This window comes from Streptococcus lishijunsis, assembly GCF_047290665.1.
Taxonomy (GTDB): domain Bacteria; phylum Bacillota; class Bacilli; order Lactobacillales; family Streptococcaceae; genus Streptococcus.
The window spans coordinates 1-16,891 of the sequence record NZ_JBLBUC010000015.1 but is presented as its reverse complement, the minus strand read 5'-3'; the positions used below and the strand labels follow the sequence as shown (position 1 = coordinate 16,891).

Annotated in this window: 15 protein-coding genes; 1 reads left to right on the top strand and 14 read right to left on the bottom strand. The window is 34.2% G+C overall.

The annotated features are described in order from the left end of the window. Nucleotide 1: 1 nt before the first annotated feature. Genes ACLN19_RS06730 through cpsA form a run of 14 tightly spaced genes read right to left on the bottom strand, consistent with a single transcriptional unit; the run spans nt 2 to nt 14,766 of the window. Nucleotides 2–1,432, bottom strand: a complete 1,431-nt coding sequence (locus tag ACLN19_RS06730) for a flippase (protein ID WP_413384621.1) — start codon at nt 1,430–1,432, stop codon at nt 2–4. Continuing rightward, a complete protein-coding gene (locus ACLN19_RS06725) occupies nt 1,425–2,288 on the bottom strand; it encodes a glycosyltransferase family 2 protein (RefSeq protein WP_413384619.1) in 864 nt (287 codons plus the stop codon). Before ACLN19_RS06725 ends, ACLN19_RS06730 begins: the two co-directional genes overlap by 8 nt. Next, nucleotides 2,281–3,258, bottom strand: a complete 978-nt coding sequence (locus ACLN19_RS06720; protein ID WP_413384617.1) for a glycosyltransferase — start codon at nt 3,256–3,258, stop codon at nt 2,281–2,283. The genes ACLN19_RS06725 and ACLN19_RS06720 overlap by 8 nt, the downstream gene beginning before the upstream one ends. Nucleotides 3,259–3,266: 8 nt before the next feature. Beyond that, nucleotides 3,267–4,412, bottom strand: coding sequence for a glycosyltransferase family 4 protein (locus tag ACLN19_RS06715; RefSeq protein WP_413384615.1), 1,146 nt, complete (start codon nt 4,410–4,412; stop codon nt 3,267–3,269). Further along, nucleotides 4,412–5,710, bottom strand: coding sequence for an O-antigen polymerase (locus ACLN19_RS06710; RefSeq protein WP_413384613.1), 1,299 nt, complete (start codon nt 5,708–5,710; stop codon nt 4,412–4,414). Before ACLN19_RS06710 ends, ACLN19_RS06715 begins: the two co-directional genes overlap by 1 nt. Next, nucleotides 5,707–6,564, bottom strand: coding sequence for a glycosyltransferase family 2 protein (locus ACLN19_RS06705; RefSeq protein ID WP_413384611.1), 858 nt, complete (start codon nt 6,562–6,564; stop codon nt 5,707–5,709). Before ACLN19_RS06705 ends, ACLN19_RS06710 begins: the two co-directional genes overlap by 4 nt. 9 nt (nt 6,565–6,573) lie before the next feature. Beyond that, a complete protein-coding gene (locus tag ACLN19_RS06700) occupies nt 6,574–7,251 on the bottom strand; it encodes an acyltransferase (protein WP_413384609.1) in 678 nt (225 codons plus the stop codon). Further along, nucleotides 7,248–8,516, bottom strand: coding sequence for a glycosyltransferase (locus tag ACLN19_RS06695; RefSeq protein WP_413384607.1), 1,269 nt, complete (start codon nt 8,514–8,516; stop codon nt 7,248–7,250). The genes ACLN19_RS06700 and ACLN19_RS06695 overlap by 4 nt, the downstream gene beginning before the upstream one ends. A 7-nt stretch (nt 8,517–8,523) precedes the next feature. Then, nucleotides 8,524–9,696 (bottom strand): beta 1-4 rhamnosyltransferase Cps2T, encoded by a 1,173-nt coding sequence (cps2T, locus tag ACLN19_RS06690; protein ID WP_413384605.1) that lies wholly within the window; start codon nt 9,694–9,696, stop codon nt 8,524–8,526. Between the two features lie 15 nt (nt 9,697–9,711). After that, nucleotides 9,712–11,094 (bottom strand): sugar transferase, encoded by a 1,383-nt coding sequence (locus ACLN19_RS06685; RefSeq protein WP_413384603.1) that lies wholly within the window; start codon nt 11,092–11,094, stop codon nt 9,712–9,714. 22 nt (nt 11,095–11,116) lie between these two features. Further along, a complete protein-coding gene (locus ACLN19_RS06680; RefSeq protein ID WP_413384601.1) occupies nt 11,117–11,833 on the bottom strand; it encodes a tyrosine-protein kinase in 717 nt (238 codons plus the stop codon). 15 nt (nt 11,834–11,848) lie between these two features. Further along, nucleotides 11,849–12,535, bottom strand: coding sequence for a Wzz/FepE/Etk N-terminal domain-containing protein (locus tag ACLN19_RS06675; protein WP_413384599.1), 687 nt, complete (start codon nt 12,533–12,535; stop codon nt 11,849–11,851). Nucleotides 12,536–12,543: 8 nt separating this feature from the next. Continuing rightward, complete coding sequence (gene cps4B, locus ACLN19_RS06670; protein ID WP_413384597.1) at nt 12,544–13,275, bottom strand: capsular polysaccharide biosynthesis protein Cps4B; 732 nt, start codon at nt 13,273–13,275, stop codon at nt 12,544–12,546. 12 nt (nt 13,276–13,287) lie between these two features. After that, nucleotides 13,288–14,766: an LCP family glycopolymer transferase CpsA gene (gene cpsA / locus ACLN19_RS06665; RefSeq protein ID WP_413384595.1), complete on the bottom strand. Its 1,479-nt coding sequence runs from the start codon at nt 14,764–14,766 to the stop codon at nt 13,288–13,290. A 331-nt stretch (nt 14,767–15,097) separates the two neighbouring features. On the opposite strand from cpsA, the gene ACLN19_RS06660 reads away from it, so the two are divergent. Next, nucleotides 15,098–16,819 carry a phospho-sugar mutase gene (locus ACLN19_RS06660; protein WP_413384593.1) on the top strand — a complete coding sequence of 574 codons (1,722 nt, stop codon included), beginning with the start codon at nt 15,098–15,100 and terminating at the stop codon, nt 16,817–16,819. The last annotated feature ends 72 nt before the right edge of the window (nt 16,820–16,891 follow it).

The window sequence follows — 16,891 nt, the reverse complement described above, 5'->3', positions numbered from 1 at the left end:
TCTACTTTTTAAGGAATCCTCTCATTTCCTTATGATAAGTGATTAAAACTATTACTGCTACCCCTATTATACTAATAAGTATCGTAGCTATGAGAATGACTATATTATGAGAAAATAGCACACTCACTTGCTGATAAGATACATAAACCCATATTGATGCTAGAGATGTAACTATAATGGGTTTCATAAAGGTTAGATGAACAGACTTACGAACGGCAAACCAGCCCATCAACGCCATAACAGCTTCTGCAATAACGGTGGCAATAGCAGCTCCATTTTCCTGTAAACTTGGAATAAGTGCAAAATTGAGCACAATATTGATAATAGCACTGACAAAAGTGGCTACCAAAATATGCTTTTCTTTTTTTAGCGGAATCATAATAACATTGATATATAGGTTAGCTAAAATAGCAAAAAGTAAAGCGATAGATAATAACTGCAAAGAAGAAGTTGCAGGTAAATAAGCGGAGCCTGCTAAAAATGTAATAATTTCTTTACTAAGAACAAAGACTCCCATCATTGCTGGACCAGCGATAACTAATAAACCTGACTGTAAAATAGTTAACTGCTTCTCTACTTCCTCTTTATTTCCCTGTGCTAAATGATAAGAAAAACGAGGAATAGCCACTATCAAAGCTGCATTGATAAGTTGTTTAACTAATGTATAAACTTTAACAGATACACTATAATAACCAACACGCTCGTTGGTAGATAAAATTCCCAATATGGTAATATCTGAATTGATATAAATCAATGAAGCAACAGCACTCCCAAATAAAATCAAAACAGGCTTCCAATGTGGAAATGTTTCCTTAAGAGAGACTATACGTAACTTCAGCTGATATTTTGAAATATGAAACCAATTCCATATATTGGCTAGTACTGTTGAGCTAGCCATTACCAAGGCATAAATAACATAATCATCTTTATCTTTCACCAATGTAAACATCAGCACAACAGCTATTATCTGGCAAATAATGTATCGAAGTGTGATATAAAAATAATCTTCATAAATAGAATTTATCCAATCGACACCAAATGTTGTGAAAAAAACAGTGATACTTTGTACCATTATCAATGCTGTATAAGGTTTTAGATCATCCCAAAAAATCAATAAAACGGCTAAAACAATATAAGCGACAATTGTAGAGTAAATATTCAATGTGAATATCTGATTAATAAAACCTTGTATTTTATCCGTATTTTCTCTAACACGAGCCCCTTCGCGAATCGCATAGTTGGTAATCCCCAAACCTGCAATAAGTAAAATATAACTTACAATAGATAAACCAAAATTCACCTTTCCATAATTCGTAGCGCCGAGAACTCTCGAAGCATAGGGAAACGTAATAATCGGAAATATGATAACACATAATTGTCTAATGACATTTAGTAAGGAATTTAATTTTAAGGAGGAATTTTTACTAGTCATCTTCTAACTCCTTTAAAACCTGCAGATATCTCTTTAAAGATTGTAAAGAATTTTTGATACGGTTATAATTTTTGTTATTAATATTAACTGTTTCTGAATTTGTAGAAAAAGATTGTAAATGCTCTACTTTATAATTTGGTGAATAAATCATAGGAAGAGCATATTTGTCACATCGTAATTTCAATAGATTTTCTTCATAATAAAGAAACGTACCTGTATCATAAGCTTCACAATATTTTTCAAAATAATCTTTGGACATAATCTGAAAAGCACCGTGAAGTGTTAAATCATCATGAAACTCATTAAAATCGGTATTTTCCCAAATATTAACCGAAATTTTTCCTTTACGACTATGCAACCATTTTTTGAGTGCTACTTTCGCCAAAGATATCCGTATATCCCTGATTGATTTTTTGATTACATTAATATCTTTTGATAAATTTGGTATAGGATTTTGATAAAACGATGCATTTACAGAATATATAGATGGACCAAGGACTCCAAAATGGTATTTAGTATAACAATCTAATATCCATTGATATAAGCCCTGTTCTGGTAAAAGAATATCACTATTAGAAAATATAACAAAATCGGGAACCATAATTTCTAATAATTTAAAATAACCTAAATTATTACCATTAGCAAATCCTTGATTTGATTCTGATTTTACAACAGTTACATTAGAAACATCCTTAAAAGTAGTAGCTAATTTTTGAAACGAGTCATTAGGTGAGGCATTATCAACCACAATAATTTCTGTCCTACCAGCCTGCTCCTGCTTTAAAAAATCTCTTACACAATCAATTGTCACCTGATATTCTATATAATTTAAAATGATCACCCCAAAGTTAGCCATCAATTTTCTCCTTACTCAATACTATCTTATAAAATATTTCAAATAGTTTAGGATTTAAACAAATGAGAACTGCAGATAACTTATACTTTAATGCATACGTTTTAGTCTTAAAAAATGATTGGTGATATTTTTTTATCACAGCATACAACTTAGATAAGTAATCATAGGCATGCGTATTCTTACTAGATAAAATATTTGAAATTAAGATGAGAGATACCAAAACATAATGAGATTCCACTACCTGAATATCCTTCTCAGATAACTGATTTTTGTCTGATAAAATATATTCATAAACATCTAAAGCAGTTAACTTTTTCATCGAAAATCTCTTACTAAACATAGTACCATTTTCGTTTATTTGATAATGATAAAAAGGAAGGTCTATATACATAAACTCAGTATGTTTCGTTAAAAGCATATAATTAAATAATAAATCTTCATGCGCATGGATGTTCTTATCAAATCTTAAATCATCAATATACTGACTAAGATATATTTTATTCCAGACGAAACCTTGGATTCTATCATCTGCAATCAAATCAGATATTTCTTTTTTTTCAGTAAAAATAGGAATTTCTTGCTTTTTTTGCAGTACCATTTTGTTATCAAAACCGCATGAAATAAAAGCCATATTTTTATTTTTAGAATAAACAGCAATCATTTCTTCAAACATAGTAGGCTCTATAAAATCATCACTATCTACAAAAGAAATATACGTCCCTTTAGCATTATCTAAACCTATATTTCTAGCATTTGAAACACCCTGATTCTCTAAACAAATAACATTTATATAACTATAATTTGATTGATACTCACTAATAATTTCAAAACTATTATCTGTTGAACCATCATCCACTATAATAATCTCTATATTATTATATGTTTGATTAACGATACTATCTAAACATTTATCAAGTGTTGTTGCGCTATTATATACTGGAATAATAACTGTAAGTAAATCTTTATTCATATTATCGTTCATCCACCATAAAAACTATTTTTAACACCTGCTACCGTTTTATCAATTGAATACTGTTTAGCACTCTCCTGAGCTTTTTTTTGGATATTTTTATACAATCCTTTATCCCTTATCAAACACTCAATATTTTTTGATAGCTCATTATGGTCACCTAAAGGATATAATAAGCCTGTTTCACCATGTTGAATAAGCTCTGCTGTTCCTCCTGTATTAGCTCCAACTACAGGAATTCCATGTAGCATGGCTTCTATACATACTCGACCAAATGCTTCATTTGTTGAACAAACTAGTTCAATATCAATAGATTTTCTAAAATTGTAAATATCATTTTTTTGACCATGTACAAGAAGCCAAGAATAAGTCTCATATTCTGGTACAGTTCTTTTTAGAAAATCTTCATCTACTTGACCTACGACATGTAATTTTATAGGATAACCTTTTTCCGATAATAGCTGACAAGCTTTTATAGCTTGATTTTGGCCTTTTCCTTGACTTACTTGTCCAATAATAGCTATATTTATTTCACCGCTATCAATATCATTTAACTTAGGATAAATCAATTCTTCAATATCAAAACCGTTATAAACAACTTTTGAATTATTATTTAAAGAATATTTACTAAGATAATTTTTTTCTAATGCATGAGATATAAAAATCAACTTTTCTGCCTTTTGAAACATGTTTTCATAATAAGACCGTTTACACAATCTTTTAAACGAAAAATCTTCCTTACCAAATTCTCTAATATGCCAAATATGTGGGATACTAAGTTTTTCAGATAACAAATATCCAAAATCAACTACACTGGTATTAGTATAGATATAATCATATTCTTCATTTTTTAGTGAGTTTAGTAATGCTTTATCTATACCCCTATTTTTATAATATGCTAAAAAATCAGCACAATATCGATATAACTTTTTTATTAGCTTAGTTCTATTTTTAGCATAAACCCAAGAATAATCCGCATATATTATCCTAACATTATCTAATTTTTTTACTTCCTTCGATAAGCTTCCTTCTTCTGCATTAAAAATAACATGAAATTCAAAATCTTGACATAATTTTTGTAAAATACTTAATAAAGATTTATTGGCACCACTCAAATCATTTGAATGTGTAACTACTAAAATTTTTTTAGACATTACTTCCTCCTTTCTTTCTTGTAGAGGATAGTTAATAACATTAAGAACCCTAAGCTCCAATAGATATTCTGAAAAATCATTTGTTGAAAACTGTAAAATAAACCAATGAGAACCATACTATACAAAGCAATATTTTTTTCTGATCTATTCTTTAAAACCTTAAAATAAAAATAAGCCATAAATATACCATAGCAAAACATTCCTATAATAATACCTAGAAGTCGTCCATCAAAGTAAAATGTCCAAAAAATAGAAACATATGAATTCGCCGAAGTTCCATAGCTAGTTATAACCTGCCACTGTGTTCCTAAACCTTCAATAACCTCATAGACATTTCGCCATGCAGTAAAATAACCCACCCCAGGCACTATATTAGCTAATAAATAAGATAAAGGAAATAGAAAACCATTAAACGTAGCCATACCAAATGCCATCATATTTTTACTATCAACAATATTCGCCCATTTTTGAAACATATAAGGCTCCATAGCAAAATAATAATAAGTATCACGTATAGTGTCTTCCCCTGAACGAGATTTTGTAATCAAATATATTCCTATGCAACTCGCTATTAAAAAAGCTATAATAAAAAGTTGCTGACTTTTAATCACAATAACGCGTTTAAATGTTAACTTTGATCTTTTACCATTAAAATTATGAAATACGTATGAAATAAACATACATAAAATTAAATAAATGATAGGAGATCGTCCACCATCAGAGAATAATCTCATCAAAAGAATTAACAATGTCCCTAAAATGTAAAAATTATTCCTTCTTTTGGAGAAAAAATTAGCTGCTACAAGTGGAGTTAGTGCTAATGAAAAAGGAGCAGCAATAATAATGCGAATTGCATTCATAACAGGATTGCTAAACAAGGCTCCCGATTGAGCTACTTGACGAATATGATTTAACGAATAACCTTGAACAAAGTATATTAAACTTTTAAAAAAATCAATTGAAAAAAAGATTAAAGAAACTATGATAAGAAATTTGACAACTCTGTCATTAATAACATACTCATAGTTAGGTCTATTAACAGTCCCTATTCTTGTCATGGCAATATTATTAAATACCTTAAATAAATAAAAACCAAGAAAAAACATCACCGAACCAATTAATATCATTTGAAAAAATTTATCTGACACTGGTAAAATGCCATATAATTTTAAACTAACCAAAAAAATAATAATTGTCCATTCACCAAAAAAAATTGTTAGAGGATTAAGTTTTATCGGTTCTATAAAAAAAGATAACAAGAATATTATCAAACAAACACAGAGTAATAAAGTAATCATTTACGTTTTTCTCCTCCCATTAACTTATATAGTAAATGGCAAGAATGTAAGTTCCACTTATAATAAAAGTTTCTATTCTTTCTTCCTTTACCAAATACCGATGCAACAGAAACCCCTTCTAAGTGGTCTAGTGATATATTATCTAAATAAATCATCTTGAGATTATCTCGTTCTGCAATATATTTCAAGATAGATTCCTCACCATACATAAAGGTTTTGGGATACAACCCATCATACTTTTTAATATAATTTTTTCCAAAAATAAGACAAGCACCGTGCAACTGATAATTATCGTATTTCGTATTAATAATACCATCCGTATTAAAATCATATTTCTCGGGCTTACCTCTTAATAATAAATCCAAATTAATATAGGAAAGAAGGTACAAAACAAAAAATTTTATCATCTGTCTAAATACTTGAGACTGATGGTGATAAATCTGAGGTGATGGATTCTGATTAACCATGTCTTCGATGCGAATAATCCTAGGCCCTGCAATATCAAAAGCTGTTTTATCATAATCATTATTTAGAACTTCAATAAAATCATCTTGGTTATAAATAGTGTCACTATTTGATAAAATGATGATGTCAGGATTTAACTCTTTTTTAGCATATTGAAAACCTAGGTTATTACCTTTAGCAAATCCTAAATTTTTTTTAGAAATAATGAAATGGACACCACTTATACCACTATAGTCTTCTTGAACATCATGGAGTGCTTCTTTTTGAGAACCATTGTCAACAACAACAATTTCAACATTTTTGTCTAAATATTTTTCTAATGATGTAATACAATTGATTGTCTCTTGTTTATTTTCATAATGCAAGAGGACAAAAATCACTTTTTTCACTTGCTTCACCTATCTAAACCCTATAATTTTAGCTGGAATACCGCCTACAATAGCATTATCAGGAAATTCTTTAGTAATAACGGCATTAGCTGCCACAACACAACCACTGCCAACCTTAGCACCGTCTAAAAACGTAGCACCAGCTCCTATCCAACAATTATCACCAACGATAATTCCTTTATGTGTTACTCCTTGTTCTCTAATCAAAACATCTAAATCATTAAAATTATGATTTTCCGCATGGAAACGTACATTTTGACCGGCAATAACATTACTCCCTATTTTTATACCACCTGCGGAACCAAAGAAAGTATATTCTGAAAAGGAGGAATTCTCACCAATTTCCAGTCCTTTTCCTAGGTGAGTGATAGAGCCTGAACCAATAACTTTACTGTAATCACCCAATTTTACATGATTTCCCAAATGAATCCCATCTCGAGAAGAAGCATCAATATAGACAAAATTCCCTAAACGTACATGATGCCCCAGATAAAGTCGCTTGGGAAGTAATACCTGAGTATGTTTTCCTAAGAATAGTGCTTTCTTATCACCCTTAAAAGTCCATTTTCTCACAATACCTCTAAGTCGCCCCAAAAGGTAAGGGAGTCCTCTTTGACATAAATAGAAAACAGAGATATCCTCACTAATCGTTTTACCAGTTATTTTTTTTACAATAGTACTTATCACCTAAAATCCCCTTTATAAAGCTCCAATAGCTCTTTAGTATGTTGATTCAAGTCTTTGATAGTATAAGCATGACTATCAACATCAAGTAGTTTAGACTCTAATTCTTTAAGGCTCTTGAAAATATATTCTTCCGAAACTAAGTCTTTAGCTCCTACGTTTTCACTAACATAAACTGTCACTCCATATGAAAGTGCTTCTAAAACGACTAATCCAAATGTTTCCTTCCATTGACTTGGAACCACTAAAATATCGATATTTTCGTAAACAGATAGCAAATCTTCCTGCTTAAATCTTCCCATTTGTTTTACAAATGAGGGGGCTTTATCATTAGGATAATGACCGTAGGTGTAAACAGTGTAATTCTCTGTATTAATAGTTGAAATATAGTCTAAAAAATCAAAATAGCCCTTATATACTTCATCGGGACCTATAAATGCTAAATGCATCTTTTTTCTAGTGTTTTTAGCAACTTCCCTAGCTTTAATTTGACTTGTTGTTATAGAAATAACTGCACTTTCCTTAATACTTTTGACATTACTTTCAAATATATTTTTAGCTAGTTGACTATTAAAATGAAAACAATCAATAAGAGCAAATATATCTAAATAATATTGTTTTAATGTGGCATAATTTTTCGTCTCTCGAATATCTTTAATAGGGGTTTGGCTAATATGTTTAGGATTTTTATTCATTTTTTTTAAGATATCCCTAATAATGATATACCATTTTGATTGAAAAATTCGCAATTTATTTGTTGGCAACGCATCGTGTGACATAATATTCCATGCGAGGTTATTATTATCTTCATCAAAAGACTTACCGTTATAATAAAAAGAAGGAATAGGAGCTAATCCATAATAATCATGAGTTGTAAAAATCAATCGAATATTTAGTGATTTAGCCGCTTCAAAAAATTCTTTATGTAATCCCATAAGAGAATGGAGATGTATCACATCTGGCTTTAGCTCTTTTAAAAACTGACTAAAAATCTTAATATCACAGGGAGTTTTAAAATCATCTGGTTCATAAATTCCCCCAAATAAAGCTAAAGGAAGAGAATTATACAATTCATATGTTTTAATACCTTTTATTTCTTTTCCTAGCTTAATGATAGGACTTTTAGCAAAAAAAGTTTGTAAGGCAGGATATAAAGCATATACTTCTTGTCCTTGGTTAATTTCTTCCAACATCAAATCAGTTGCGTATGATACGAGACCACCTGTTCGAACTGGAGCAAAACCAATAGTATAGTGTAAAATTTTCATTATTTTATTATTTCAAAAACAACGTTTCATATTCTTCAACGATAAAATCCCAGCTAAAGTGGTCTTGTACACGTTGAGTCGATTTTGTGTTTAGTCTTTCCATGTCATCATCGCTAAGTGCTTCTGCTTCAGCGATGGTCTTATCTAGATTGTCTTTATCCCAATAAATAGCACTGTCCTCAGCGACTTCTTGATTAAAGCCAACATTTAAGAGAAGATTGAGTTTTGTCGAAGCAAGGGCCTCTAAAAGAGAGGGATTGGTGCCTCCGACTTCATGCCCATGGAAATAAGCAAAGGCATTTTCTCTAATGTATTTCAGCAAGTCTTGGTTATAGACTGTCCCAACAAACTTTATGCGCTTATCCTTATCAAAGCCTGTACGCTGACGCAATTTTTCATAAAAAGCATTTTCTTCAACATTGGTGATTAAGACAAAGTCTTTTTGTGATGAAGACTTCATAAATCCTCTAATCATTGCCTCGTAGTTGTTTTCAGGAACAAAACGACCAACGACTAAGTAGTAATTGCCTTCACTAACCTCTTTTTCGTCAAACCAATCTCGAACCAACTCACTATCAGCCTCAACACTAGAGCGACTGAGGTCTGTCCCATAAGCGATATAGGTCGTATTGGGTGTGTACTTGCTATAGTCTGTCTTTATATAATCTTCAATAGTCTTACTATCACATACTAACAAGTCCGCATGCTTAACCATCAGACTTTCTGATAATTTCCAATACTTACGCACTGGCATAGACCATTTTTCACGAAGCCACTCATGCCCATCAGGATTAACAAATAAACGACCATTTAACTGTTTTATTTGACGTTTGAGCTGACCTATAAAAGGACCTATACGACAGGCTAGCACGTAAAAAATAGGTGCCTGATCCTTGTTTTTCTTAGCTATTGCGATAGCTTGACTGAGTGCCTTTATATCATAATAAATAGCCCGTGCAGGTCCTATTTTAGGAACGTCAATGTTAAAACAAGTCGCACCGTTATATTCAAAAACATCTTCTTGGATATGAGATTTTGCAGAATTTTCTCTCATACATGCCACATAATAGTGAATATCTGATGCTTTTTGATGCTCTGTCAATTTTTCAACAAACGTTTCAAAACCGCCATATTTAGCAGGTATTCCTTTAGACCCGATAATATAAACTGTTTGTCTCACTAGATTCCTTACTTTCTATTTACTACCTTCTCGACCTAAAACCACTTTAATGGTTTTGAAGAAAATTTTGATATCCAGCCAAAGCGACCAATTCTTGATGTAGTACAAATCAAGAGCTACAACCTGCTCAAAGTCTATGATATTGCTTCGACCACTAACTTGCCACATACCTGTAATACCAGGCTTCATAGCCAAACGCTTAAAATGATGCAACTCATACTTTTCATATTCGTTTAAGGTCGGTGGACGTGTCCCAATAAAGGACATATCACCCTTTAAGACATTGATAAATTGTGGTAACTCATCAAGGGACCAATCTCTCAATTTTTGCCCAAAGGAAAAAATCCTAGGGTCATTATCCATCTTAAACATAAGGTCTGTATTTAGTTGATTGGCTTTCATCATCTCTTTTTTACGCTCTTCCGCATCAAGATACATACTTCTAAACTTATAGATATTGAAAATTTTTCCATTTTTGCCGACACGCTTCTGCTTAAAAATCAAAGGTCCCTTAGATTGACGTTGGACAATCGGATAAATAATAAGCGCCACAAGACCTGTAAGAAGTAAGCCTGCTAGGCTAATGATGATATCACATGCTCGCTTAATGAAAAGACTACGATAGTGACTGTGATTAAGCGAGGACGTTAAGACATTGACTCTACCGATATTGTGCCAAGTCATTGATGATAAATTATCTGTCAGACCATTTGGAAAGGCAAGGCTGACTGGTATCCCTAAAGCATTAAAGTAATCACGCTTATCATTGAAGTCTCTAAACGCATCGTTAGCTACAAAGACTTCCTCAACTTCATTGTGCGATAATAGATAACGAATCTGCTCAAAATCAGTTAGTATTGGAATATCAAGGGTTGCTGTGCTAGCTTTTGCCTGACTAAAGTAAGCTAAAACACGGTAACCATTGCTTTTTAGGGAATCAAGAAGGTCAGAATCCTCAGTAAAATTAGTCACTAAGATAACATTAGATGTCACACGAATCCATTTTTTAGCTAAGTATTTCAATATCAAGCGTAAGCTAAATACTAAAACAATCCCTACTGACAATTGACTAAAGAGATAGCTCGCTTTAATCAATGCTATCTCATCCTTACTCAAAAAACGAGTAGCTGCAATCACAAGAATCGTCACCACTAAAAAGAGTAGGCTAAATCGTGTAGCAAACTTAAACTCATCAGGAGTTGGTCTTGTCACGATGTAAGTATAATGATCAGACCACACAGCATAGATAAGGCTAATAATGATACTAATCAGCCAAATCCTAGGATTAAGCAAAAAATGATAATGGAATACTAGAGATAGACATAGAAAGGTTACCAAAATAGCAACAGCATCTACACATAAGTATAAAATTTTCTGAAGTGAGGATTCACTATACATACGTTTCCTTTCTAATAACTATCTATTTTCGTTTACGTGATTTTTTATGTTTGACACCGTATTCACCATAATTGCCATACATACCGTAGTTTCCATACGAACTAACAGCGTGTGGTGCTTTGTTTAAGATAATACCGAGAAATTGTGCGCCACTTTGTTCCATTTGCTCTTTAGCTTTCTTGAGGAAACGACGTTTAATACGACCGCTTTCTGTCACAATCACAGAGGCATCGCATCGCTTAGCAATAATAGCAGCATCCACGACCAAACCAATCGGTGGCGTATCAATAATGACATAGTCAAACAACTCGCCAACCATATCCATCATATTATTAAATCTATCATTTTGTAGCAAATTGGTTGGGTTAGGTGGGACTTGCCCTGATGGAATCACCATCAAATTAGCGATATTAGTCTCGCACATGGCTTCTGACAACTCTGCATTTCCTGATAAATAGCTAGTCAAGCCTTTGATAGGACCGTCAGAGCGAAATGTCCCTGACATGACCGAATTACGGACATCTGCATCAATCAATAAGGTTCTAAAACCAGTCTGTGCAAAAGAGATAGCCAGGTTAATAGCTGATGTTGACTTGCCTTCGTTTGGTTGCACTGAGGTTAGGGCGATGGTTTTAATATCGCTTCCGCTAAACTGAATGCTCGTACGAACAGCATTGTAATACTCCTCAGCTTTATTATAAAAATCCTGCGTTTTTGAAATAATCGTTAAGTGCGCCATGACCGCAAAACCTCCTTACATCTTGTTAATATTAGGAACCACACCTAGTAAAGCCATTCCCAATTTATTTTCAACATCTTCGCCTGTCTTGACACGGTCATCAAGGACTTCAGCCATTACCACAATCATGGTCATCAAAAAGGCACCTGCCAGAAAACCAAGAATCGTGTTTCGCTTCGTATTTGGAGAAGAAGGTTCTGTTGGCACTTTTGCCGCTTCTAGCGTTGTCACATCTTCTACTTTAGTAACCTCTTTGATTTTTTCAGTAGCCGCTTCACGGATATCATCTGCTAAGCGTGCCGATTCATTTGGATTACTGTCTTCTACTGAGATCGAAATCACACGTGTATCTGCTGGAATAGATACTGAAACTTTTGATGATAGCTCGCCTGCTGTGATAGATAAATTATCTTTTTCAATGACTTGGTTCATCACATCAGCTGAGGTGATAATCTCTTTGTAGTCATTAACCAAGTAGCTACCTGCTTGGAGGTCTTGGTTAGTGATATTATCATTTGTGCGACTCACAACATAGATACGTGTAGTTGAGGTATATTCTTTACTCAACAAAAAGGTGCTAGCAAAAAAGGCAGCAACAGCAAGTAGCAGTGAGACAAACAAGATGAGAAATTTTTTATACCAAATTCTCTTCAACAGCATAAGGACATCAATTTCAACATTGAAAGATTCGTTAGAGTTCATACCTTCTCCTATAGGATATTATTATTGATTAGTTTTTCAAGATTGCCCTCAAATAAATCGTGGGCACGGTGTCTTCCATATTCTTTAAAAATCTCTTCAAAAGCTTGCTTCATAAAGGGTGGCCTCTTATCGAGATTGTGCATGTCACTAGCTACACAGTGAACCAAATCTTCTTTTAAGAAATAGCGTGCTCTCTTTTTAAAGATTTTTTCCTTATCACCAAACAACTTTGGTTTTAAGACATGGTTACTATTTATCTGTGTATAGCAACCCATATCTATCAACTCACGGACACGCTCAGCTTTAAATTCCAAAGCATTGTAGCGCTCAATATGTGCAATAACTGGCGTCACACCTAACATCAATACTTTTGTGACGGCTTGATGAATGTCTCGCCATGGTGTTAGCATACTAAACTCAATCAAAGCATAGCGTGTCCCATTTAAAGTTGGGACTTTTTTAGCTTCCAATTTTTGACGTAAATCTTCAGTGTAAAACAGCTCACCACCATATAGAACTGTCAAACCTTCGTACTGTTCTTCTGCTTCTTCTTTGACAATCTGAAAATGCTCGTAAATGGTTTGCTCAGGGGTTTCAAACATTCCCTTGCGACGATGAGACGTTGAAATCAAGGTTCTAACACCCTGACGATAACTCTCACCAATAAGAGCTAAACTTTCTTCCAAAGTTTTTGGACCATCATCTACATCAAATACGATGTGAGAATGGATATCAATCATAATTGTTACTCCTTAATTCCCATTTAAGACTGTTTCAATCGCTGCTTTAGCTTGGTCAATGCTGTCTTGATTTAGTTGCATCATATAAAGGCTTGCTGTTGGCATCGCATAAGAGCTGAGCTCACCTGTTGAGCCGACTCCTGTCACAGATTGAGAGGTGACAGTAAATTTTCCGCCAGAAGATAGCTGTGTATTAGCAATAGCCATCACTTCTGATAACGGCATATTGGTTTGAATAGACGTTTGCAAATCATCTACGATACCAGAAATTTTAGTCAGTGATGATGGTTGAGCTAACTTATTGATAATAGCAGCGATAACTTTTTCTTGATTTTTACCACGATCATTATCGCCACCTTCTAATGAATAGCGTTCACGGACAAATTCCAACGCTTGTTTGGAATCAAGCTGGATATTTCCTGCCTCAAAGGTATAGTGGTCATGGTAAGAGGTGAAAGCTTGATCGTTGTACACTTCAATACCACCTAGCTCATCAATCAGCTGTAAGAAAGAGGTGAAATTCAATCGCACATAGTATGGAATGCTAATACCGTATAAGTTTTCTAATGTTTTTCGTGAGGTATCAACACCATAAATACCCGCATGAGTCAACTTGTCATACTGATTATTACCCCCGTCTGGAATCTGTACATAGCTATCACGTGGAGTCGTGGTCAATAAAATCTTGTGTGTCTTGAGATTGACCGTCATGATGATATTGACATCAGAGCGTGATACTGTGCTAATAGACCCATAGGTATCAATACCTGAAATATAAATGTTAAAGCTATCTCCAGCCGCCTCTTGTGTACTAGTGCCAGTCTCTTTTTTAATCTTATAAGAATAAAGCGTCTTTAGGTTGGAGCTAAATCCTTCATCTTGAAGTTCCAACAAACTAGAGTAAGCACTATTTAGGACCATGGCTTGTACACTGCCGTCCATCATATCACTGTAAGCTTTTTGATAAGAATCCACTTCTGTCCTTGGTAAATCAATCTGCTTATCCGTTTTAAGATGATTTAAGAAAGTCGTGATATTATCATGGTCACTAGATAAAGGAACAGCTAGGCTACTAATCTCTTCAAGAGAGTTAATACTGCTGTCTTTAGGGACGACAACACTCATCTCTACTTCCGAATAAAAGGTGCTTTTATTGACATTTTCACCGATATTAACAGCATATCGAAAACCAAGAAAAAGCCCTAAAGAAAGAAGTGAAGAACCTACTAAAAGCCCTGTGGTTGTTTTTTTCGCACGTCCTGACAAGATTAACATCAAGACCAAAATAAAAACAGCTAGCAACAGTGCAGTAAGCCCTACATTGACGTAACGAAAGGCTAGGAAATTATAGCTGTACATGGTAAAGATACTCAAACCTGTCAAAACAGCATACACTGCCGCTAGAGCTATATTAAGTATTGATAATCGAGAAGTTTTATCGCCTTTTCTACTTCCATTGTAACGATTACGACGGCGACTAGAACGAGCCATATAAATCTCCTTTATATTTTATTAAAAAATAGTCTCTTTTATTGTACTCTTTTTTAAGCTTTGCTGTCAATCCTTTTAGGTCAAAAGGCTAGTTTTTGTTTGATTTTATCTTTATTTCTACACATTTTTAATCATATTATTTATTTAATTTGAAAATTCAGACTTTATTAGTTTAAGTATTTCTAAAGTATTTTGTCATATTTCTTACATTTTTTCTTAAAAAAGATGCCCTTTTAGCTAAATCGTGGTATAATGAAAACGGTTAGATAATTGTTCCTAAGGACTTTTAGCCTTTAGGAGAGTAGATGTTATAGATTAAGGAGTAAAACGTATGTCATATGAACAAAACTGCCAAAAATGGCTCGATTTTCAAGAATTACCTAGCTATCTTCGTGATGAGATTGTCTCTATGGATGACAAGACTAAGGAAGATGCTTTCTATACCAATCTGGAGTTCGGTACAGCTGGTATGCGTGGTCTGATTGGTGCAGGTACCAACCGTATCAATATCTATGTTGTCCGTCAAGCAACTGAAGGGCTTGCTAAGCTCATCGAAGCTAAAGGTGAGGACACTAAAAAACGTGGTGTTGCTATTGCTTACGACTCTCGTCATTTCTCTCAAGAATTTGCCTTTGAATCAGCTCAAGTCTTAGCGACACACGGTATTAAATCATACGTCTTTGAAAGCCTTCGCCCAACCCCTGAGCTTTCTTTTGCTGTGCGTTACCTCCACACCTTTGCTGGTATCATGATTACAGCTAGCCACAATCCTGCCCCATTTAACGGCTACAAAGTATATGGCGAAGATGGTGGTCAAATGCCTCCAGCTGATGCTGATGCCTTGACAGATTATATCCGTGCTATTGATAATCCTTTTGCCATTAGTTTGGCTGATTTAGAGACAGCTAAAGCAGACGGTCTTATCGAAGTTATCGGTGATAGTGTCGATACAGAGTACCTAAAAGAAGTCGCAGACGTCAATATCAATAAAGACTTGATTGAACAATACGGTAAAGACATGAAAATTGTCTATACCCCACTGCACGGAACTGGTGAAATGCTAGCTCGTCGAGCGCTTGCCAATGCTGGCTTTGACTCTGTACAGGTTGTTGAAGCGCAAGCAACTCCTGACCCTGATTTTTCAACAGTCAAATCACCAAACCCTGAAAGCCAAGCAGCTTTTGCTCTAGCTGAAGAGCTTGGTCGCAAGGTCAATGCTGATGTCCTTGTCGCTACTGACCCTGACGCTGACCGTCTAGGCGTTGAAATCCGCCAAGCTGATGGTTCCTACAAAAACTTATCTGGTAACCAAATCGGTGCTCTCATCGCTAAATACATCCTTGAAGCTCATCAAAATGCAGGAACACTTCCTCAAAATGCTGCTCTTGCTAAATCTATCGTTTCTACAGAGCTAGTCACTAAAATTGCCGAAAGCTATGGCGCTACAATGTTTAACGTCCTAACTGGCTTTAAGTTTATTGCTGAAAAAATCCAAGAATTCGAAGAAAAACACAATCATACCTATATGTTTGGCTTTGAAGAAAGCTTTGGTTACCTCATCAAACCATTTGTGCGTGATAAAGACGCTATCCAAGCCGTTTTGATTGTTGCTGAAATCGCTGCTTACTACCGCTCTCGTGGCATGACTTTGGCTGATGGCATTGATGATATTTATAAAGAATATGGCTACTACGCTGAAAAGACTATCTCCTTGACCTTATCTGGTGTTGATGGTGCCGCTCAAATCAAGGTTATCATGGATAAATTCCGTGACAATGCACCAAGTCAATTTAACCAAACAGATATTGTCCTCCTGGAAGACTTTGAGCAACAAACTGCTACTAAAAACGATGGCAGTGTGACATCTTTGACAACACCTCCAAGCAATGTCCTCAAATACACCCTAGCTGATGATTCATGGTTTGCCGTACGTCCATCTGGAACTGAGCCAAAAATCAAGTTCTATGTCGCAACTGCCGGTACAAGCTTAGAAGATGCTGAAGCTAAAATTGCAAACATCGAAGACGAAATCAATACTTTCGTCAAAGACTAAAAAAGAACCGTTGAGTTTGTACTGCCCCCCAAAAGTTGGACACTATATATTTAGCTGAAGGATTGAGTTCTG

Excerpts from the sequence above, each read along its gene's own strand:
- ACLN19_RS06730 (WP_413384621.1), bottom strand. The coding sequence starts at position 1,432 with ATGACTAGTAAAAATTCCTCCTTAAAATTAAATTCCTTACTAAATGTC.
- ACLN19_RS06725 (WP_413384619.1), bottom strand. The coding sequence starts at position 2,288 with ATGGCTAACTTTGGGGTGATCATTTTAAATTATATAGAATATCAGGTG.
- ACLN19_RS06720 (WP_413384617.1), bottom strand. The coding sequence starts at position 3,258 with ATGAATAAAGATTTACTTACAGTTATTATTCCAGTATATAATAGCGCA.
- ACLN19_RS06715 (WP_413384615.1), bottom strand. The coding sequence starts at position 4,412 with ATGTCTAAAAAAATTTTAGTAGTTACACATTCAAATGATTTGAGTGGT.
- ACLN19_RS06710 (WP_413384613.1), bottom strand. The coding sequence starts at position 5,710 with ATGATTACTTTATTACTCTGTGTTTGTTTGATAATATTCTTGTTATCT.
- ACLN19_RS06695 (WP_413384607.1), bottom strand. The coding sequence starts at position 8,516 with ATGAAAATTTTACACTATACTATTGGTTTTGCTCCAGTTCGAACAGGT.
- ACLN19_RS06685 (WP_413384603.1), bottom strand. The coding sequence starts at position 11,094 with ATGTATAGTGAATCCTCACTTCAGAAAATTTTATACTTATGTGTAGAT.
- ACLN19_RS06680 (WP_413384601.1), bottom strand. The coding sequence starts at position 11,833 with ATGGCGCACTTAACGATTATTTCAAAAACGCAGGATTTTTATAATAAA.
- ACLN19_RS06675 (WP_413384599.1), bottom strand. The coding sequence starts at position 12,535 with ATGAACTCTAACGAATCTTTCAATGTTGAAATTGATGTCCTTATGCTG.
- cps4B (WP_413384597.1), bottom strand. The coding sequence starts at position 13,275 with ATGATTGATATCCATTCTCACATCGTATTTGATGTAGATGATGGTCCA.
- cpsA (WP_413384595.1), bottom strand. The coding sequence starts at position 14,766 with ATGGCTCGTTCTAGTCGCCGTCGTAATCGTTACAATGGAAGTAGAAAA.
- ACLN19_RS06660 (WP_413384593.1), top strand. The coding sequence starts at position 15,098 with ATGTCATATGAACAAAACTGCCAAAAATGGCTCGATTTTCAAGAATTA.